Genomic DNA, 20,185 nt, shown 5'->3' with positions numbered 1-20,185 from the left:
ATAATCGGCCTGAATACAGTGAGAATCAGTCCCCTGAATGTCGGGGCAAGTGTATGGAAAAACAACTGCCTTCACCGGGTTGACTGCTGACCGTGATTTGCCCCCGGTGGGCTTGAACAATTCGCTTGACCAAAGCCAGTCCCAACCCCAGCCCCGGTGTTTGCTTGTCTTTTTGCTGTGTGCGGTAGTAATCAGAAAAAATTCGCTCCTGTTCTTCAGAGGCAATGCCCTCACCGAAATCCCTGACATAAATTTCAGCCTCCTGTTCGGTAAAGGCCAGCCCCAGGTGCAGAGGCTGGTCAGGGGGTGAATACTTGCAAGCATTGTCGAGCAAATTGAAAATAGCAAGATCCATAAGTTTGCTGTCTGCATGAACTGAAAGAGAGGCAGGCAGGGAGTTGGGCACTTCTTTGTGGATGGAGCGTTCGGGATGAAGGTCAGAAATTCGTTGATGAACCTCCTCCACAAAATCCAACAGGTTGCAGGGTTTAAACTGGATATCCAGCAGTTGGGTGTTCACCTTCTTCCCCAGACTCCATTGATCCAACAGTTCGTTCAGGCGAATGGCTGCTTCATGGATGGCCTTGAGGTGAACCGAGGGTTCTTTGTCCCGATTGGTAAGTAATTCCAGATGCCCGAAAATGATGAACAGGGGATTGCGGAACTCATGGGAAACCAGTCCGCTGAGCCTCAGGAATTGCTGGTGGAGTTCCTGCTCCTTTTCCAGAGAAAGTTGCAGTTGTTGGGTTTTTTCTGCAACAGCCTCTTCCAGTTCTTCCTTGGTTTGTTCCAGAGCCTCGCGTCTGTCCTTATCGGCCTGAGCGGCGAGGTGCATTGCTTTATCCTTGTCCCGGCGCTGCAGATAAAGTCGATGCCCCAGGGCCAGAGATAAAAGCAGCAGTTCCAGAGAAGAACCCAGTTGAATGGCGTTATAGGTTGCGTAGTTGGCGGGCAGGTAATCGGCTGCCGTTAAGATCAGCACAGCGACTCCACCCCACAGGCAAAGCCAGGCCAGAAGGAAGAGCAAAGCGCTGGAAACACCCTGGCGATATGCCCGCCAGCCCGCTACAAGCACCCCCGAAGCGGCTGCCAGCCCCGTCACGTGCATCAGGTTAACCACCCAGGCTAAAGACCATTGGAGTTGAGGTCCCACGGCCATGGCAAAACCCAGGACTATAAACAGCACCAGCAGCAGGTTGAAAAGCCGGTGGAAGTAAGGTTGTCGGCGGGCTGTTTGTAAAAACTCTTGAGTGAAAGCGATAGCTGCCGCCCCGGCGAGGCAATAAAAGACCATTTCCGCCGTTTGATCCCAGATGATGGCCTCCGGCCAGAGCAGTAAACGAGCAAAACCATAACCGGAAAAATGAGCAGCCAGAAGCAAGGCGGCGACGATGCTGTAATAGAAAAAGGATTTTTCTTTTAGGATCAGCGAAAAGACAAAAAAGTAGAGAGTAACCACCAGAAGAGCACCATAGTAGGTAAAGTTAACCAGATGGTTTTGGATGGTCTGTTGTGCGGATTCGTTCTGAGTGTGCACATAGAGTGGAAAAATCAGCACATTGGATGATTTGACTCGGAAATAATAGGTGTCTGAGCAGCCCTGCATTTCTATGGGGAAACTGAAGTGGCGGTTAATGATGGGTCGGGTTTCCAGAGGCAGGGAGTTGCCGGTTTGAGTCAGCAAGTCCCCCTGGTCATTATAAAATTCCACCAGACTCAAGCCGGAATAGCCAAACTCAATATAACCCGGTTGGGCCTCCTGGTAGGGCGTGCAGAATTGCAGCTGTAACCAGAAGCTGGAGGAAGAAACACCCAGGTTGACATAGCCACTGTCGAGATTCAGGGGGGTGAAGTCAGCCTGGGGATCAAGTTGCAATACATCCTGGATAGCCAGCTGACTCTGAGGGTCTTCCAGATAAGAAAGCTCCACACGCTCAGTATTGGCCCAACTCAAGGCGGACCAAAGGGCAAACAGTGTGAATGTAAGCAGGCGTGTTAGAGGTTTCATTGAATACAAGTATTGGTGGTAAAGGAATAACCCTACCGCTGCGCAGTCACTGTAGGCAACCTTTCTATGGAAAAACCACTTTGCGGATCTGCTCGGGTGTGAATCCCCGTGAAGCCAGAAACCGCTGCATTCTGGCGGCTTCTTTCTGGTCAGCTGGTGGTTGGTCACCAAAACGCTTGATTCTGACCCGCCAGACTTGCTCTTCCCACAAGGGGGCGAGCCAGTCGAGTAGCGGGCGGGTGATTTCAGAATCCAGTTGGTGCTCTTGGTAGGCTTGCTGCAGAGCCAGAAGCCCTTTGCCCTTGCGCAGGTATTGGCGGGTCAGAGTTTCCGCAAAGCGTTCGTCACTCAGCAGATCATTGGCTTCCAGCTTGTTCAGGAGCTGTTCGATTTCATCCTGAATCTCCTGGTGACTCAGGTCTTCAGGGGGTGGCTGGATTTTGTGCTTGCTGGGGGAGTTGCGGGGGGTCAGCAGCTTGCTGGCCAGTTCCTTGCGGCTGTGCTCACGCCGGGCAAGAAGTCGAAAGGCTCTTTCCCTGAGCCCTTTTTGCCATGCCTGAAGGTCTGCATCAGCCACTTTGCAGGCACCGAGGTTTTATTCGTCCAGCGGTGGCAGTTCGTCCGTGGCTGCCGTCTCTTTTTCAGCTTCGGCGGGCTTTTTGTCTTCCAGTTTGGTCAGCAACTGATCACGAATACCCGCCTCGATTTCTTCCATGATGGCAGGGTTGTCTTCCAGGTACTGGGCGGCATTGGCCTTGCCCTGACCAATCTTGGTGCCCTGATAGCTGTACCAGGCACCGGCTTTTTCCACCAGCTTGCACTGCACACCCAGATCAATCACCTCACCGGCATGGTAGATGCCCTTGCCGTAAAGAATCTGGAATTCGGCCTGCTTGAAGGGAGGGGAAACCTTGTTCTTGACGACCTTGACACGGGTTTCATTACCGGTGACTTCATCGCCCTGCTTGACGGCACCGATGCGGCGAATATCCAGGCGGACTGAAGCGTAGAATTTCAGGGCATTACCACCGGTTGTGGTTTCGGGCGAACCGAACATGACGCCGATTTTCATGCGAATCTGGTTGATGAAAACCACCAGGCAGTTGGCATTTTTGATGTTGCCGGTGATCTTGCGTAGTGCCTGAGACATCAAACGCGCCTGAAGACCAACGTGGGAATCACCCATTTCGCCTTCAATTTCCGCACGCGGCGTCAAAGCGGCGACCGAGTCAACCACGAGAACATCCACTGCGCCGGAGCGCACCAGGGAATCGGTGATTTCCAGAGCCTGCTCGCCATTGTCCGGCTGGGAAACCAGCAGGTCATCAATATTCACGCCCAGCTTTTCGGCATAAACCGGGTCGAGAGCATGTTCGGCATCAATGAAGGCACAAGTCTTACCCTGCTTCTGGGCCTGGGCAATAACGGAAAGAGTCAGCGTGGTTTTACCGGAGGATTCCGGGCCGTAGATTTCCACCACCCGGCCATAGGGCAGGCCGCCAATGCCCAGGGCGATATCCAGACCCAGAGAACCGGTGGATACGGAAGGCATGGTCACGCGGGGTTGGTCACCCATGCGCATGACCGCACCCTTGCCGAATTGTTTTTCAATCTGACCTAAAGCTGCAGTTAAGGCTTTCTGGCGGTTTTCATCAATTGCCATGAGTGAAGATCCTTGCGAAAAGTGGAAGTGTTTGCTTGAGTTGGATTCTATAAAAAGACTGTATAGGTTACCAGTGTTAATTGCAAAGAAGCGGTGTTATTTTTTTTCCAGAAAGTCCAAAAGTTGCTCCAGGACAGTGTCGATACTGGCTTCACGTATGTCGCGGCGATTGCCGGAAAAATGGCAGCAACAGGCTTGCTGCTCCTGAAGGTTACCCCAGGCCAGCCAGACAGTGCCCACCGGTTTTTCTGCAGAACCGCCGCCGGGGCCAGCCACACCGCTGGTTGCCACAGCAAAGTCAGCACCACTGACCCTGCAGGCACCGGCTACCATTTCCTTCACCACCTGTTCACTGACGGCACCAAAGGCCTGCAGGCTGGTTTCCTGAACGCCCAGAAGCTGCTGTTTGGCCTGGTTGGAATAGGTCACCAACCCATAACCAAACCAGGCGGAACTCCCGGCCACTTCCGTCAGGGCCTTGGCAATACCTCCACCGGTGCAGGATTCAGCCGTGGCCAGCATCCAGTTGTTTGCCAGGGCCAAAGTGGCCAGTTTTTCAATCATTGGGTTGCGTTGCATCTCTCAGCCTTTATCGATCAGAGGATCTTTACCGGTCTGGATGTTAGGCTTTGGGGTCAGTCGTGTCTACCGGCAATCTGCCGAGTAAGATATAGTTCTCCTCCACAGGTTTTTTGGCAATAAAAAGGGTGAATTGTTGAGTCAGTCACAAGAAGATTTTTCCAACCACACACCTATGATGCGTCAGTTTCTCAAGATCAAGCGGGAGTATCCGACGACTCTGCTTTTCTACCGTATGGGTGATTTTTACGAGCTGTTTTTTGAGGACGCCAGGGAAGCGGCGCGTTTGCTGGACATCACCCTGACGCAACGCGGATCTTCAGCCGGTCAGCCGATTCCCATGGCCGGGATTCCTTATCATTCTGCCGAGGGTTATCTGGCCCGGCTGGTCAGGGCGGGCTTATCCGTGGCCATTTGCGAGCAGCTGGGTGATCCGGCCACCAGCAAGGGGCCGGTGGAGCGTCAGGTGGTGCGTATTGTCACCCCCGGCACTTTGACCGATGAAGCCTTGCTGGATGAAAGGCGCGACAATCTGCTGGTGGCTCTGTTTCAGTGGGAATCCACTTATGGCCTTGCCAGCCTGGATCTGGCCAGTGGTCGTTTTGTGGTCAGTGAAACCCGGGATGAGACTCAGGTGGAAACCGGTCTGGCACGGCTGTCGCCTTCGGAACTGCTGGTGGATGAAACCGCCCAGTTACCTGCTGCCTGGAAGGATTTTCGGGGGCTGCGGCGTTTGCCGCCCTGGCAATTTGATCGTGAAACAGCCCAGCGCAAGCTTTGCGAACAGTTCGGGGTGCAGGATCTGCGGGGCTTTGGTTGTGATCACCTCCAGCCTGCCCTGGCTGCTGCGGGGGCACTGCTGGAATATGCCAAAGAAACCCAAAAATCAGCCCTGCCGCATCTGCGTTCCCTGGTGCTGGAGGATGAAGAGGAAGCCGTGCTCATGGATGCCGCCAGCCGCCGTAATCTGGAGCTGGATACCAATCTGGCCGGTGGTAGTGAGCACACACTACTTCAGGTGCTGGATGCCACTGCCACTCCCATGGGTTCACGTCTTTTGCGCCGCTGGTTGCATCGTCCGCTGCGTGATCAGGCCCGCTTGCAAGGTCGTCAGCAGGCACTTCAGGAATTACAGAGTAAAAGCTTTGAATTGCAACTGGGTGAGCCCCTGAAAGCCATCGGTGATCTGGAGCGAATTCTGTCCCGCGTGGCTCTGCGTTCGGCGCGGCCCCGCGACCTGTCCCGCCTGAAGGATGCTTTGCTGGCCTTGCCGGAGCTTAAACACCAGTTGGCTGATTTGCAGGCTCCGTTATTGGCCGAACTGAATGAACAACTGGAGCCTCTGCCGGAGCTGGCCGATCAGCTCAAGCGGGCTCTCGTGGAAAATCCCCCCGTGGTGATACGGGATGGAGGTGTAATAGCCTCAGGCTATGATGACGAACTGGATGAGCTTAAAGCCCTGAAAGACAATGCCGGGGGTTTTCTGCTGGATCTGGAAGTTCGAGAAAAAGAGCGTACCGGCTTGTCCACGCTCAAGGTGGGCTACAACCGGGTGCATGGCTACTACATTGAAATCAGCCGTGCCCAGTCGGATCAGGCTCCGGTGGAATACCAGCGCCGCCAGACGCTGAAAAATGCCGAACGTTTCATTACCCCGGAACTGAAGGTCTTTGAGGACAAGGCGCTGTCCAGCCAGAGCCGGGCGCTGACTCGTGAAAAACAGCTTTATGAAGAACTGCTCGATGTCCTCAATGAACACCTGGGCAGTTTGCAGATGACCGCAGCCGCCCTGGCGCAACTGGATGTTCTGCAGAATCTGGCCGAGCGGGCGGAAACTCTTAACTGGTGTCTGCCGGTATTGAGTGATCAGGAAGGTATTCAGATCAAAGAGGGTCGCCATCCTGTGGTCGAGCAGGTGGTGACCGATCCCTTTGTCGCCAATGATCTGGAATTCAATCCCGAAACCCGCATGCTGGTGATCACCGGCCCTAATATGGGGGGTAAATCCACCTACATGCGCCAGATTGCCCTGATTACCTTGCTGGCCTACATCGGCTCAGCGGTTCCGGCGGCCAGTGCCAGCCTGGGGCCAGTGGATCGCATCTTTACCCGCATCGGTGCTTCCGATGATCTAGCTTCCGGGCGCTCCACCTTTATGGTGGAAATGACCGAAACCGCCAACATCCTGCACAATGCCACCCGTCAGAGCCTGGTGTTGATGGATGAAGTGGGGCGGGGCACCTCCACCTTTGATGGTCTTTCCCTGGCCTGGGCCTGTGCGGAAGAACTGGCGCAACTGGGAGCCTGGACGCTTTTTGCCACCCACTACTTCGAACTGACCACCCTGGCCGATGAACTGCAAACGGTTGCCAATGTTCATCTTTCGGCCAGCGAATACGCCGAACAACTGATTTTCATGCACAAGGTGGAACCCGGACCCGCCAGCCAGAGTTACGGCCTGCAGGTCGCACGTCTGGCCGGAGTGCCGGATGAAGTCATCGACCGTGCCCGTGAGCGTTTGACCCAGTTGGAAAAACAGGAAGTCCTGGACAAACAGCAGGATCGCGCATTACAGGCCAAGGAACCCAATGCGGAACCCCAGCCCTGGCAACCGGACATGTTTGCCAGCCAACCGCATCCGGTGGTGGAAGAAATCAGCCAGCTTAGCCCGGATGACCTAACACCCCGTCAGGCACTGGAGTTGCTGTATCGGCTGCAGGAAAAAGCCCGCCACTGAAAACCAGGGCTGAAAAAATGTAGATGCCAGTCTAGAATGCACTGCAAATGATCTGTGCCTGTCCCTCTACAGCTGGCTGCAAGGAATTGCTTGTCAGGACGCGTGAATACGTCCATGTAAGCTCTGGCCACGACTTCCTGTCGTGGACAGCCTGACCAAGCAACACCTTGCATCCCTGGTGCAGGTATAAAATGGCTTCCAAGCCTGAACCAATAACTCCGGAGATGCTCGTGACCTTTGTCGTAACCGAAAACTGCATTCGCTGTAAATACACTGACTGTGTGGAAGTCTGCCCAGTCGATTGCTTTTACGAAGGCCCTAACTTTCTGGTCATTCATCCTGATGAGTGCATTGATTGCGCCCTGTGTGAACCTGAATGTCCAGCCGAAGCCATTTTCTCGGAAGATGAATTGCCGGCAGGGCAGGAAAACTTCATCGAGCTCAATGCCGAGCTGGCGGAAGTCTGGCCTAATATCAGTGAACAAAAAGATCCCCTGCCGGATGCGGCGGAATGGGATGGTCAGTCAGACAAATTGCAGTACCTTGAAAAATAAGGAAAGAATTATGCAAGATTGCCTTTTTTGCAAAATCATTAACCGCGAGATTCCCTCGAAAATTGTCTTTGAAGATGATGAGGTGCTGGCTTTTCATGATATTGATCCCAAGGCACCCACTCATATTCTGATCATTCCCAAACGGCATCTAGCCACTTTAAATGATCTGGATCAAGAAGATGCTGCACTGGTAGGTCGCTTGCAGGTGACAGCAGCTAAACTGGCAAAAGAACTGGGTTTTGCCGAAAACGGCTACCGGGTGGTGATGAACTGTAATGAAGATGGCGGCCAAACGGTCTGGCATATCCACATGCATCTGCTGGCTGGGCGTGCCTTAACCTGGCCGCCGGGATGAAATCAGTTTGCCATTAAAGCCTGACAGACTGCTGTGGAACTTCACTCATTTAATTGATTTAAGGATAGAGCACCTATGAATGATGCGATCAAAAGGGTTTTGGCACCTCACGCTTTGGAAGTTAAAGACGTCAAGCACTATCAGCTGGAAAAAATTCTTCAACAAGCCAAGGATGCTGACCCGGTTCCCACCGCAGTTGTGCATCCGGTGGATTTCAACAGTCTGGATGGTGCCCTGGAAGCTGCTGAAGCCAGTATCATTCTGCCTTTTTTTGTTGGCCCGGAAGCCAAGATTCGTCAGGTGGCCAAGGAAAACAACCTGGATCTGAAAGACTATCCCATCATCAACACCGAACACAGCCATGAAGCCGCTGAAAAAGCAGTGGAAATGGCCAAGTGTGGTGATGTTCATGCCCTGATGAAAGGCAAGCTGGGCACTTCCGAGCTGCTGGGCGCGGTGATTTCCAAAACCGGTGGCTTGCGTACCGAGCGTCGCCTGTCGCATGTGTTTGTCATGGATGTGCCCAGCTACCACAAGAGCCTGTTTATTACTGATGCGGCAATCAGTATTGCGCCGAATCTGATGGAAAAGCGCGATATTCTGCAGAATGCCATTGATTGTGCGCACGCTCTGGGCGTTGAGTTGCCCAAGGCCGCGATTCTGTCTGCCGTGGAAAAGGTCAAACCCAATATTCAATCCACTCTGGATGCCGCTGCCCTGTGCAAGATGCTGGATCGGGGCCAGATCACCGGTGCTCTGGTGGATGGTCCGCTGGCTTTTGACAATGCCATCTCCCGCGAAGCCGCCGAAGACAAGGGCATCAAATCTCCGGTTCCCGGTGATGTCGATATCCTGATGGCCCCGGATCTGGAATCCGCCAATATGTTTGCCAAACAGCTGCAATACCTGGCGAATGCCAAAGCGGCCGGTATTGTCATGGGGGCACGTGTGCCCATCATCCTCACCAGTCGTGCAGCCAAGCCTCTGGAGCGTCTTTCTTCCTGTGCGGTTGCCGTGATGGTCGCTCGCAAAATGGGCCGCCTGGAGTAAGTTATGACAACCAAGACAAAAATGATTTTAGTGGTGAATGCCGGTTCCTCCAGCCTGAAATGCTCCCTGTTTGATGTTCAGGAAGGGGGGGTGGCCCAGCATTTTCGCGTCAAGGTGGCCAACCTGGGTGGGCCTGCACGACTGGAAATCTATGATCACAGTGAAAACCCGGACGGCGTACTGGTTGACAAGGAAATCCTGGATAAAGACCAGTTGGATGTTGCCCATAACCAGGCTCATGCCAGTGCTTTGAAAGTGGTGCTGGACTGGATTGCCAACAATACCCCGCACTTTGAAGTGGCCTGGGTCGGGCATCGGGTTGTCCACGGTGGTGATCGCTACTCCAGCCCCGTTGTTGTTGATGCCCAGGTGCTGGGGTTTCTGGAAACCCTGATTCCCCTGGCTCCCTTGCACCAGCCTTATAATCTCAAATTGATCCACCTGTGCCGGGAATTTTTACCCGATTGCCCACAGGTGGCCTGCTTTGATACCGCCTTTCATACCAGTATTCCCAAGGTGGCGCGGGAGTTTGCGATTCCCCGCAAGTACACTGACGAAGGGGTACGTCGTTATGGCTTTCACGGCCTGTCCTATGAATACATCCATGACAAACTGAGCCGCCTGGATGAAGGGCTGGCCCAGAAAAAACTGCTGGTCGCCCACTTGGGAGCCGGTAGTTCCATGTGTGCCATCGACCAGGGCAAGAGTAAAGCCTCCACCATGGGCTTCACGGCCGTGGAAGGTCTGCCTATGGGCACCCGCTCAGGCCAACTTGACCCTGGGGTGCTTCTGTATCTGATGCAGGAAAAAGGGATGGATGCCAAGGCCCTGGAAAAAATGCTCTACAAGGAATGCGGCTGGTACGGTGTTTCCGGTGGCATCGGCTCAGAAATGCTAGTGCTCAAAGAGTCGGATGATCCCCTGGCCAAAGCCGCCATCGACATGTTTGTCTATCGCATTGCCCGCGAAACCGGCTCCCTGGCTGCAGCTCTGGGTGGTCTGGATGTCATGGTCTTCACCGGCGGTGTGGGTGAAAATGATGCCGACCTGCGTGCTGCAGTTGTTGAACAGAGCGCCTGGCTGGGCATGAAAATCGACCCGCGCCGCAACGCCTCGAATGAATACCTGATCTCAGCCGACGACAGCCGGGTCAAAATCTTCGCCATCCCCACCAATGAAGAAAAAATGATCGCCCGACATACGTTGAAGCAGTTGGGTGTGGCAGAGTAGCTAATCGCTGTGGGAGCTCATTCCATGAGCGAGGTTTTTTGTATCGTTCGCGGAGCGAACTCCTACAGAAGTTGTGGGATTTCACTCTGTCTGTGAACGATATCAAACCAACATAAATTCAACCGGAGGCATCCTTATGTCCCTGACTCGTCAGCAAAGCCCCCTTGATCAGGCGATTGGCCAGTTTGATACCCTGCTGCGGACCCTGGTGCCCAAGGCCGCCCAACCTTATCGTGCCAACCCCATGAATAAGCATGAACAGCCGGATCTGGATGAAGCCGAGCGCAAACACGCTGCCGGCTTGATGCGCATCAACCACACCGGCGAAGTCTGTGCCCAGGCGCTTTATCAGGGCCAGGCCATGACCGCCAAACTGGAAGAAGTCCGTGATCAGATGACCCTGGCTGCCCAGGAAGAAATTGACCATCTGGCCTGGTGTGATCAACGCCTTCAGGAGTTGGACAGCCGCACCAGTCTGCTTAACCCGGTTTTCTATGCGCTTTCTTTTGGAATCGGTGCAGCAGCAGGCAAGGCCGGTGATAAATACAGCCTGGGTTTTGTCGCGGCCACCGAAGATCAGGTCTGCCACCACCTGGAAGAACACTTTGAGTCCCTGCCCGCCCAGGATGAGCGTTCACGGGCCATTCTGCGCCAGATGCATGAAGATGAAGCGCATCATGCCGATTGGGCGCTTCAGGCTGGCGGTGTGGAGTTTCCCAGGCCGGTTAAAAAAATGATGACTCTGATGTCAAAAGTGATGACCAAGAGCGTTTATCGTATATAATCGCGCGTTTTTTGAGGGAAGAAGATGCTCAAAACGCCCTACTATCTGATCGATAAAAGCAAACTTAAGCGCAACCTGGAAATCATTGCCAGGGTGCGCGAAGAGTCGGGGGCCAAGTCCCTGCTGGCGCTCAAGTGTTTTGCCACCTGGGGTGTCTTTGACCTGATGCAGGAGTACATGGACGGCACGACTTCTTCTTCCCTTTTTGAAGTCAAACTGGGCAAACAAAAATTTGCCGGGGAAACCCATGCCTACAGCGTGGCCTATGCCGATGATGAAATTGAAGAAGTGCTGGCTCACAGTGACAAAATCATCTTCAACTCCATCAGCCAGCTAGAACGTTTTTCTGCAGTTTCCGAAGGCAAAACCCTTGGTTTGAGGGTCAATCCCGGCGTTAGCTCTTCAGATTTTACCCTTGCTGACCCGGCCCGCCCGCACAGCCGTCTGGGTGAACACGACCCGGACAGGATTGCCGCGGTTCTGGATCAGGTCTCAGGCTTCATGTTTCACAACAACTGTGAAAATGCCTCCTTTGAGCGTTTTGATGAACTCCTGCAAGTCATCGAAACCCGCTTTGGACATCTGCTGGAACAAGTCAGCTGGGTCAGCCTTGGTGGTGGCATTCACTTCACGGGCGAAGGTTACCCCCTGCAACGCTTTTGTCAGCGCCTGAAGGATTTTGCTGAGCGTTACAGTGTTCAGGTTTACCTGGAACCCGGCGAAGCCGCCATCACTAACTCCACCAGCCTGGAAGTCACGGTGCTGGATCTGCTCAACAACGGCAAAGACCTGGCAATTGTCGACTCTTCGATTGAAGCCCATATGCTGGATCTTCTGATCTACCGGGAAACGGCCAAACTGGAACCCAATCAGGGTGATTACACTTATCAGGTCTGTGGCAAATCCTGTCTGGCCGGGGATATCTTCGGTGAATTCCAGTTTGAAAAGCCCTTGCAGATTGGTGATCGGCTGTCTTTTCAGGATGCGGCGGGCTATACGATGGTTAAGAAAAACTGGTTTAATGGTGTGAAAATGCCGTCTATTGCTGTTAAACAGCTGGATGGTCGCGTTGAGCTTATCAAAGAGTTTTCCTACGATGATTTTGTGCAGGCTTTGTCCTAGTGTGCAGACTTATTCCGAGCAAGGAACTTGCCAGTCAGGACGCGTGAATACATCCCTGTAAGCTCTGGCCACGACCTCCTGTCGTGGACAGCCTGACCTGGCAACACCTTGCTCTAAGCTCGCGGCAAGCGGAGCAGGGACAACAAGACTTTCTTGTCAGTGAGAGAAGAAATTACGAGCACAAGGAACTTGCCAGTCAGGACGCGTGAATACATCCTTGTAAGCTCTGGCCACGACTTCCTGTCGTGGACAGCCTGACTTGGCAATACCTTGTTCTTACAGTAGCAGTCTTTCAGTAAACCAATTTTAAAAGTGGAGTGATGTCCGGAAATGAAAAAGAATGTCTTGATTATCGGAGGTGGGGGCGTTGCTCAGGTGGTCGCCCATAAGTGCGCTCAGAATAATGATGTTCTGGGCCAGATTGTTCTGGCATCACGCACGAAAGAAAAGTGTGATGCCATTGTTCAAAGTGTCGAAGAAAAAGGCAGTATGAAGCTGCCCGGCAAGATTCAAACCTTCGCTCTGGATGCTCTGGATATTGCTGCCACTGAAGAGCTGATTCGTAAGACAGAAACCCGCATTGTGATTAATGTTGGCTCTGCTTTTATCAATATGTCGGTGATGACAGCCTGTATCAATACCGGTGCTGCCTATCTGGATACCGCCATCCACGAAGAGCCTGACAAGATTTGTGAAGATCCACCCTGGTACGGCAACTACGAGTGGACGCGCAAGGATGAATTTGCCAAGGCCAAAACGACCGCCATTCTGGGTGTGGGTTTTGATCCGGGTGTGGTCAATGCCTATGCCAAGCTGGCGGTGGATGAGTATTTTGACACTGTGGACTCCATCGATATCATCGATATCAATGCCGGGGATCATGGTCGTTATTTTGCCACCAATTTTGACCCCGAAATCAACTTCCGTGAATTCACCGGTCGTGTCTGGTCCTGGCAGAATCGTCAGTGGACCAAAAACAAGATGTTTGAAAATAAACGCACCGACAACCTGCCGGTGGTGGGGGAGCGCACCAGCTACATGACCGGGCATGATGAAATCCATTCTCTGTCCAAGAATCTGGATGTGCCCAATATTCGCTTCTGGATGGGTTTTGGTGAGCGTTACATCACCGTGTTTACCGTGCTCAACAGTCTGGGTCTTTTATCGGAACAGCCGGTTACGACCGCTGAAGGGCAGGAAGTGGTGCCCCTGAAAGTGGTCAAAGCAGTGCTGCCGGATCCTTCATCACTGGCCCCGGATTACACGGGCAAAACCTGCATCGGTGATTTGGTCAAGGGCAAAAAGGATGGCAAGGAGCGCGAAGTCTTTATCTACAATGTCGCCGACCACAAGGAGGCCTATGAGGAAGTGGGCAGTCAGGGGATTTCCTATACCGCAGGTGTGCCGCCCGTGGCAGCGGCTCTGCTGATTGCAGATGGCACCTGGGATGTGGGAACCATGGCCAATGTGGAAGAGCTGCCACCGCAGCCTTTTTTGAACCTGCTCAATCAGATGGGGTTGCCCACCTCGATTCGGGATGAAGAAGGGGAAAGGCCTTTGTACTTTTCCTGAGAACTTTCCTGTTCAACCTAAAAAGCCAGCAATTGCTGGCTTTTTAGTGGATAAAACAGCCTGCTTAGTCTTCCACGATTGCAAAGCTGTGAGTGATCTCGACACCGGCTTTACCCAGCATGATGGAGGCCGAGCAGTATTTGTCCGCAGACAGGCCGACCGCTTTTTCAACCTGCTTTTCTTTCAGTTCCCTGCCGGTGACCACAAAGTGCAGGTGGATTTTACTGAAGACAGCAGGCACTTCATCCACCCTTTCTGCGTCCACTTCCACATGGCAATCACTGATTTTCTGGCGTGCTTTTTGCAGAATATTAACCACATCAAAGCTGCTGCAGGCACCCAGCCCCATCAATAAAAGCTCCATGGGACGAGCGCCAGTGTTGCGGCCCCCTTTTTCGGGCGGGCCATCCACCACGATGGAGTGGCCACTGCCGGATTCGGCGACAAATTGCACGCCATCCGTCCATTTTACTTTTGCTTGCATCGTTTCAACCCATTACTGACTTATAGAAGTAACTTTTATATTAACATTCTTGGTGTTCTAATGTGATTCTGGTTCAGGCTAAATTCAGGAGTATTTCATGACCGAGCTTCAAACCGAAGAACAAGCAAAGGCTTTGGAAATCTATTTGCAGCAGGCTCATACCCGCCGCTATGCCAAGCGTTCTCTGGTGATCCATGCCGGTGAGGATGCCCACTCTGTTTACTATCTGCTCAAGGGCAGTGTGGCTGTCTATATTGAAGATGAGCAGGGGCGGGAAATGATCGTTTCCTATCTGAATCAGGGCGACTTTTTTGGTGAGTTGGGCCTGTTTGATGAAATCAGCCGCCGCAGTGCCTGGGTCAGAGCCCGAGCCGACTGTGAAGTCGCTGAGATGAGTTACCAACGCTTTGCCCAGTTGGCCCAGGAACATCAGTGTTTGTGGTTTTTGCTGGGCAATCAATTGGCCGTGCGCTTGAGAGCAACCACCGAAAAAGTCGGTGACTTGGCTTTTCTGGACGTCACTGGTCGTATTGCCCGGGTTCTGCTGGAACTGGCCAAGCAGCCGGATGCCATGACTCACCCTGAGGGAATGCAGGTCAAGATCACCCGTCAGGAGATTGCGCAACTGGTTGGCTGCTCACGGGAAATGGCTGGCCGGGTGTTAAAAGACCTGGAGGAACGCGGACTGGTGGATGCCGATGGCAAGACCCTGGTCATCCGTGACCCCAGTTTGAGACCTGTCTATGGTTAATTAAAAAAAGTCGAAGGCAACACCAATTAACGTCATGAGCGCAGGTGAGGCAAGGCAAAATTGATCGAAAAAGCGGAGTTTACGTGCGAGTAAATGAGCATTTTGAGAACAATTTTAACGCAGTATCAGCAAGCGTAATAGTTAATTGAAAAGCTGTTCCAGTGCCTGCCCAGGATCTTCCGCCCGCATGAAGGCTTCACCCACCAGAAAAGCATTAACCTGATGTTCCTGCATGGCGGCCACATCCTTGCGGGTGAGAATGCCGCTTTCCGTCACCACCAGCCTGTCTTCGGGAATATCGGGTAAAAGATCCCAGGTGTGGTTGAGACTGACTTCAAAGCTGTGCAGATCCCGGTTGTTGATACCGATGATGCGGTTGGACAATTTCAGAGCCCGGTTTAACTCTTCGCGATTGTGGACTTCAATCAGAACATCCATACCCAGCTCATGAGCCAGCAGGTTCAGGTCACTCATCTGCTCATCGCTCAGGCAGGCTGCTATCAGGAGGATGCAGTCGGCATGGATGGCTCTGGCTTCGTAAACCTGGTAGGGGTCAACGATGAAATCCTTGCGAATCACTGGGAGATGGCAGGCCGCTCTGGCTTCCTGCAGATAGTCTTCATGCCCCTGGAAAAAGTCCCGGTCGGTCAGGACAGAAAGGCAGGCTGCCCCGGCTGTTTCATAACGCTGGGCAATTTCGGCGGGAATAAAATCATTCCGTAATACGCCCTTGCTGGGAGAGGCTTTTTTGATTTCTGCAATCACAGCAGACAGCCCTTGCGCCCTTTTGCTGAAGAGGGCATCGGTAAAACCACGGGGTAAATCTGCCTTGTCGGCTTTTTTCTGCAGATCCTGCAGGCTGACTTGTTGCTGACGCTCAGCCACTTCTTCGTGCTTGCGAGCGACAATTTTTTTAAGAATGGTGGGGGTTTCAGTATTCATAAGGCAACCTGGTTATTTCATGGCCTGGGTGAAGTTGACCAGCGCCTTGAGCTTTTCGGCAGCCTGTCCGGAAGCTATGGCATCCTGGGCCAGAGCCACACCTTCAATGATGGAATCGGCAATATCCGCGGCATAGAGCGCGGCACCGGCATTCAGCAGTACCATATTCAAAGCCGGGCCCTGTTCATTGCCCAGCACCTGACGAATCAGTTGCAGAGACTCCTGGGCTGTTTCCACCTTGAGGCTGTCCAGCGAGTGTCTTTCCAGGCCAAAATCTTCGGGTTGAATGGTGTATTCCAGAAGCTGGCCATCCCGACATTCAGCGACATGAGTCACAGCGGCAATGGAAACCTCATCCAGGCCATCTTCAGCACTCACCACCAGGGCATGTTTCAGCTTGAGTTGATCAAGCACTTCCGCAAGCGGTCTGACCAGCTCTGGAGTGTAGACACCCAGCAGTTGGTACTGGGCGCTGGCCGGATTGGTCAGGGGGCCGAGAATATTGAAAAGAGTGCGCACGCCCATTTCCTTGCGTGGGCCAACCGCATGTTTCATGGCGCTGTGGTGGGCTGGAGCAAACATGAAGCCGACTCCCAGCTCTTCCACGCAGCGAGCGACTTCAATCGGAGTGATATTCAGGTTCACACCGGCGGCTTCCAGTACATCGGCACTGCCACTGGATGAAGAAACCGAACGGTTACCGTGTTTGGCGACCTGCCCACCGGCTGCAGCAACCACAAAACTGGTGCAGGTGGAAACATTGAACAGATTGGCACCATCGCCTCCGGTGCCAACAATATCCACCAACTGCTCGGAGTTGACAGTCACGGGAGTGGCCAGGCTGCGCATGACTTCAGCGGCAGCCGTGATTTCATCAACGCTCTCGCCTTTCATACGCAGAGCTACCAGAAAACCACCCATCTGGGCCTGGGTGGCCTCACCGGTCATGATTAGCTGCATGACATCGCGCATTTCATCGCGGCTCAGATTTTCGTGGCGAGTCACCCTGTCCAGGGCGGCTTTCATATCCATGCGGTAACCTCTATTTTTGTGGGCAAGTCCTGAGGACTGGTCAGGTCACGACCCGGCGGTTGGCGCCAGCGAGTCAGGGAAAGACGAGTGCAGATGTCAGTTCATGGATAGAAGTGCCATCTGAAAAGCCAACTGCCGGGTAAAAGTGACCTCGTTTAGTTCTTATTGCTCAAGAAAATTCTTTAAACGCAAACAACCTGCTCGTGACCTTTGTCAGGTTAGGCCTATTTAGGTGTTCAGGAAGTTTTTCAATAGCTCGTGCCCCTGCTGCGAGAGGATGGATTCAGGGTGAAACTGAACGCCTTCAATCGGCAGGGTCTTGTGTTTCAGACCCATGATCAACCCCGGTGTGGGGTCATCCTGAACCACCCGTGCGGTGATTTCCAGACAGTCTGGCAGGCTGGCTTCATCAACCACCAGCGAATGATAGCGGGTCACCGAAAGCGGGTTGTCCAGCCCCTGGAAGACTCCCTGATGCTGATGTTCGACCCAGGAAGTTTTGCCATGCATGACCTGGGGCGCACGCACCACCTGGGCACCAAAAACCTGACCGATGGCCTGGTGACCAAGACAGACACCCAGAATGGGCAGTTTGCCGGCAAAGTGTTCGATGGCCTGCAGGGAAATGCCCGCTTCATTGGGAGTGCAGGGGCCGGGGGAAATCACCAGATGGCTGGGGTTCAGAGCTTCAATCTGTTCCAGGGTGATGGCATTGTTGCGTTCAACTCTTACCTCGGCACCCAGTTCAGCCAGGTACTGCACAACATTGAAGGTAAAGCTGTCGAAATTGTCGATCATCAGCAGCATGGTGTCGGTCTTTTGCGTAGAAAAGGATAATCCTAACATTTTACGTGACGCAATTTTCAGCTATTTTGCCATAAAAGCCCCGGGATGAGGTTAACGATAACCACTGGCCTGGAGGTTGAAGAGTTCGGCATAGCGCCCTTGTTGGGCCATCAGTTGTTGGTGGTTGCCTGCTTCCAGCACCTGTCCACCCTGAATGAACACAATTTTATCGGCCATGCGCACCGTGGAAAAACGGTGCGAGATGAGGATGGCCATTTTGTTGCGTGTATGCTTTCGAAAATACTCAAACATCTGGGCTTCAGCCTCGGCATCCATGGCGGCGGTGGGTTCGTCAAGCACCAGAATATCGGCCTGATCCCGCATAAAGGCTCGGGACAGGGCAATCTTCTGCCACTGACCGCCGGAAAGTTCCTGCCCTCCCTTGAACCAGCGCCCCAGTTGCGTGTGGTAGCCGTGTTGCATTTGTTGAATGAAATCATCGGCCATGCCGGATTCGGCAGCCTGTTTCCAGCGCTCTTCGTTGCTGAAGGCTTCAACATCACCCATGCCGATGTTTTCCCCGACCAGAAACTGATAGCGCACAAAATCCTGGAAAATAACCCCGATACGCTGGCGCAGGGTGAGTGGATTCCAGTCTTTCAGATCGGTGCCATCCAGAAGAATGCGCCCGCGGTCAGGATCGTAAAGTCGGGTAAGCAGCTTGATCAAAGTGGTTTTTCCGGAACCGTTTTCACCCACCAGGGCCAGGCTTTCACCGGGTTGTAAATGCAGGCTGAAATCCTGAATAGCGTGTTTTTGCGAACCTGGGTAGGTGAAGCTGATCATTTCAAAGCGCAGGCCATCCCCCGGTTGGTTGCCCTGAGTCACCTGCCCGGTTTCATCCGGAACGGGTTGCTCCAGGTATTCATAGAGGTTGGAAAGATAAAGGTTGTCTTCATACATGCCACTGATGGCGGTCAGGCAGGCACTCACGGCGGTTTGCCCCTGTTTGAAGACCAGCAGATACATGGTCATGTCACCCAGGGTGATCTTGCCCAGTACCGTATCCACAACCACCCAGGCATAGGCGGCGTAAAAAGTCAGGGTACCCAGCAGGCCCAGCAGAAAACCCCAGGTTTCCCGGCGCAGAATCAGTTTGCGGTCTTCCTTGAACAGGGTGTCAAAGATGGCTTTATAGCGTCCCAACAATAAAGGGCCCAGCTGAAAGAGCTTGACCTCCTTGATGGTGTCTTCACGGGCCAGCACGGTTTCCAGGTACATCTGGGCGCGGGTTTCCGGTGAGCGGCGCCGGAAAATCTGAAAGGCATCTCCGGAGAATTTTGCCTCGGCAATGAACACAGGCAGGGCACCCACAAAAAGCAAAAGGAGTGCCCAGGGTGAAAACTGGATCAGCAGAAAAGCAAAGCTCAGCAGGGAAATGGCATTTTGCAGCAGGCTGAAGGTTTTGTTGACCAGGGCCAGGGGGCGGGTCGAGGCTTCGCGACGGGCGCGGGTCAGCTTGTCATAGAATTCCGAGTCTTCAAACTGGGCCAGGGACAGCGTCTGGGCTTTCTCCAGAATCATGACATTGACCTTTTGTCCCAACAAAGCCCGCAGTAGGGCCTGATGAGCGGCGGTTGCTCTTTGTGCCGCACTGATGCCGATCAACACCAAAGCTTCCAGCAGAACGTAGGTCAGCAAAGGCTGGTAGTCCATTTCCCCCGTGCTTTGGTAGACCTCCATGGCAGCCACCACGGCATCAACGATCAACTTGCCCAGCCAGGCGGCCACTGCAGGCAGAATACCGCTGATCAGGGTCAGCAGCACAAGGCCAAATGTCAGGCGGCGTGACGTCTGCCAGACCAGGTTCATGGCACGGCGGGTGTAACGGAAAACACCCAGAAAGCGGTGAATTTCTTTGGGTGGTACAGGGTTACCGTGGTTAGGTGGCGACACTTGTGTTTCCCGGTTGATCAGTGTTTTATTGAGCTTGCAGTTTGCAGTCATCACTGCCAAGCTGTAAAAGTTGTCTTTAAAACTCACCTTAATTATTAAGGAGAAGTTATGGATATTTCAGGTGCTGGATCCGTCATGGCGCAAGCAGCCATGAAGCAGAATGAGTCACAGAATAAAACTGAGGCTCAGATCAGTCTGCTGAAAGATTCTCAGGAACAGCCTGCACAGGCTGTGACTGAGTTGGTCAATTCTGTGTCCCAGCCGGAAGGTGGCAAGGGCCAAAATCTGGACCTTAAAGCCTGATGGCTTCTTGCTAAAAGTGGGAAGGGAGGCTAGGCTTCCCTTCTCATCCCAACTACAGCGGAGTTTTAAACAATGGATATTTCCGGCGTTAGTCCTGAGCTGATAGCCTTACGTGTAGCTGAGCAAGAGAAGGTGTCTACACGTTTGGAAGCGCAGGCAGGTTTGGTTAAGGAAACTCTCGACCAGCAAGCAAATGCGGTTATGCAACTGATGGAAGCAGTGCCTTTGCCAGAAGGCCGCAGCGGTCATAACGTCAACCTCACGGTCTGAATTGCGC

20 protein-coding genes are annotated in these 20,185 nt (G+C 53.3%); 11 read left to right on the top strand and 9 right to left on the bottom strand.

Annotation, left to right across the window (positions count from 1 at the left end):
* Positions 1-25 precede the first annotated feature (25 nt).
* The 4 genes from LG323_RS06735 to LG323_RS06720 form a co-directional block, all read right to left on the bottom strand.
* Entirely contained in the window at positions 26-1,954 is a 1,929-nt protein-coding gene (locus tag LG323_RS06735) for a 7TM diverse intracellular signaling domain-containing protein (protein ID WP_404419970.1), read from the bottom strand.
* A gap of 118 nt (positions 1,955-2,072) precedes the next feature.
* Positions 2,073-2,585 (bottom strand): regulatory protein RecX, encoded by a 513-nt coding sequence (locus LG323_RS06730; RefSeq protein WP_404419969.1) that lies wholly within the window; start codon positions 2,583-2,585, stop codon positions 2,073-2,075.
* An 18-nt stretch (positions 2,586-2,603) separates the two neighbouring features.
* Positions 2,604-3,671, bottom strand: a complete 1,068-nt coding sequence (gene recA / locus LG323_RS06725) for a recombinase RecA (protein ID WP_404419968.1) — start codon at positions 3,669-3,671, stop codon at positions 2,604-2,606.
* Positions 3,672-3,767: 96 nt separating this feature from the next.
* Entirely contained in the window at positions 3,768-4,250 is a 483-nt protein-coding gene (locus LG323_RS06720) for a CinA family protein (protein ID WP_404419967.1), read from the bottom strand.
* A gap of 175 nt (positions 4,251-4,425) precedes the next feature.
* Here LG323_RS06720 and mutS point away from each other — a divergent pair, with 175 nt between their 5' ends.
* The 8 genes from mutS to LG323_RS06680 all read left to right on the top strand — a co-directional run bounded on the left by mutS (position 4,426) and on the right by LG323_RS06680 (position 13,654).
* The gene (gene mutS / locus LG323_RS06715) at positions 4,426-6,987 is read left to right on the top strand and encodes a DNA mismatch repair protein MutS (protein WP_404420117.1); all 2,562 of its coding nucleotides are present in this window, start codon (positions 4,426-4,428) and stop codon (positions 6,985-6,987) included.
* A gap of 230 nt (positions 6,988-7,217) precedes the next feature.
* Positions 7,218-7,541 carry a ferredoxin FdxA gene (gene fdxA / locus LG323_RS06710; protein ID WP_310696703.1) on the top strand — a complete coding sequence of 108 codons (324 nt, stop codon included), beginning with the start codon at positions 7,218-7,220 and terminating at the stop codon, positions 7,539-7,541.
* A 10-nt stretch (positions 7,542-7,551) separates the two neighbouring features.
* Positions 7,552-7,896 carry a histidine triad nucleotide-binding protein gene (locus tag LG323_RS06705; protein WP_310696702.1) on the top strand — a complete coding sequence of 115 codons (345 nt, stop codon included), beginning with the start codon at positions 7,552-7,554 and terminating at the stop codon, positions 7,894-7,896.
* A gap of 75 nt (positions 7,897-7,971) precedes the next feature.
* Complete coding sequence (locus LG323_RS06700) at positions 7,972-8,946, top strand: bifunctional enoyl-CoA hydratase/phosphate acetyltransferase (protein WP_404419966.1); 975 nt, start codon at positions 7,972-7,974, stop codon at positions 8,944-8,946.
* Between the two features lie 3 nt (positions 8,947-8,949).
* Positions 8,950-10,176 (top strand): acetate/propionate family kinase, encoded by a 1,227-nt coding sequence (locus LG323_RS06695; protein WP_404419965.1) that lies wholly within the window; start codon positions 8,950-8,952, stop codon positions 10,174-10,176.
* A gap of 136 nt (positions 10,177-10,312) precedes the next feature.
* A complete protein-coding gene (coq7, locus tag LG323_RS06690) occupies positions 10,313-10,960 on the top strand; it encodes a 2-polyprenyl-3-methyl-6-methoxy-1,4-benzoquinone monooxygenase (RefSeq protein WP_404419964.1) in 648 nt (215 codons plus the stop codon).
* A 24-nt stretch (positions 10,961-10,984) separates the two neighbouring features.
* On the top strand, positions 10,985-12,082 hold the full coding sequence (gene nspC, locus LG323_RS06685; protein WP_404419963.1) for a carboxynorspermidine decarboxylase: 1,098 nt from the start codon (positions 10,985-10,987) through the stop codon (positions 12,080-12,082).
* A gap of 330 nt (positions 12,083-12,412) precedes the next feature.
* Positions 12,413-13,654, top strand: a complete 1,242-nt coding sequence (locus tag LG323_RS06680; RefSeq protein ID WP_404419962.1) for a saccharopine dehydrogenase family protein — start codon at positions 12,413-12,415, stop codon at positions 13,652-13,654.
* Positions 13,655-13,718: 64 nt separating this feature from the next.
* Here the strand turns inward: LG323_RS06680 and LG323_RS06675 are convergent, their stop codons facing one another.
* Positions 13,719-14,138: an OsmC family protein gene (locus LG323_RS06675; protein ID WP_404419961.1), complete on the bottom strand. Its 420-nt coding sequence runs from the start codon at positions 14,136-14,138 to the stop codon at positions 13,719-13,721.
* Positions 14,139-14,235: 97 nt separating this feature from the next.
* Between LG323_RS06675 and crp the strand changes: the two genes are divergently transcribed.
* Positions 14,236-14,889: a cAMP-activated global transcriptional regulator CRP gene (gene crp, locus LG323_RS06670; protein ID WP_404419960.1), complete on the top strand. Its 654-nt coding sequence runs from the start codon at positions 14,236-14,238 to the stop codon at positions 14,887-14,889.
* A gap of 141 nt (positions 14,890-15,030) precedes the next feature.
* Here crp and trpC read toward each other — a convergent pair whose 3' ends face one another.
* The 4 genes from trpC to LG323_RS06650 form a co-directional block, all read right to left on the bottom strand.
* Positions 15,031-15,831 (bottom strand): indole-3-glycerol phosphate synthase TrpC, encoded by an 801-nt coding sequence (gene trpC / locus LG323_RS06665; protein ID WP_404419959.1) that lies wholly within the window; start codon positions 15,829-15,831, stop codon positions 15,031-15,033.
* Positions 15,832-15,843: 12 nt separating this feature from the next.
* Positions 15,844-16,863, bottom strand: a complete 1,020-nt coding sequence (trpD, locus tag LG323_RS06660; RefSeq protein WP_404419958.1) for an anthranilate phosphoribosyltransferase — start codon at positions 16,861-16,863, stop codon at positions 15,844-15,846.
* A 228-nt stretch (positions 16,864-17,091) separates the two neighbouring features.
* Positions 17,092-17,709, bottom strand: a complete 618-nt coding sequence (locus LG323_RS06655; RefSeq protein WP_404419957.1) for an anthranilate synthase component II — start codon at positions 17,707-17,709, stop codon at positions 17,092-17,094.
* Between the two features lie 51 nt (positions 17,710-17,760).
* Positions 17,761-19,656 (bottom strand): ABC transporter ATP-binding protein, encoded by a 1,896-nt coding sequence (locus LG323_RS06650; RefSeq protein WP_404419956.1) that lies wholly within the window; start codon positions 19,654-19,656, stop codon positions 17,761-17,763.
* Positions 19,657-19,713: 57 nt separating this feature from the next.
* Between LG323_RS06650 and LG323_RS06645 the strand changes: the two genes are divergently transcribed.
* Positions 19,714-19,908, top strand: a complete 195-nt coding sequence (locus LG323_RS06645) for a hypothetical protein (RefSeq protein ID WP_310696690.1) — start codon at positions 19,714-19,716, stop codon at positions 19,906-19,908.
* Positions 19,909-19,980: 72 nt separating this feature from the next.
* Entirely contained in the window at positions 19,981-20,178 is a 198-nt protein-coding gene (locus LG323_RS06640; protein WP_404419955.1) for a hypothetical protein, read from the top strand.
* The last annotated feature ends 7 nt before the right edge of the window (positions 20,179-20,185 follow it).

Origin of the sequence: Marinospirillum sp., from assembly GCF_044810985.1 — a bacterium.
Taxonomy (GTDB): domain Bacteria; phylum Pseudomonadota; class Gammaproteobacteria; order Pseudomonadales; family Halomonadaceae; genus Marinospirillum.
Note: the sequence above shows the minus strand (reverse complement) of the source record. Positions and strands in the feature narration are given on the sequence as shown.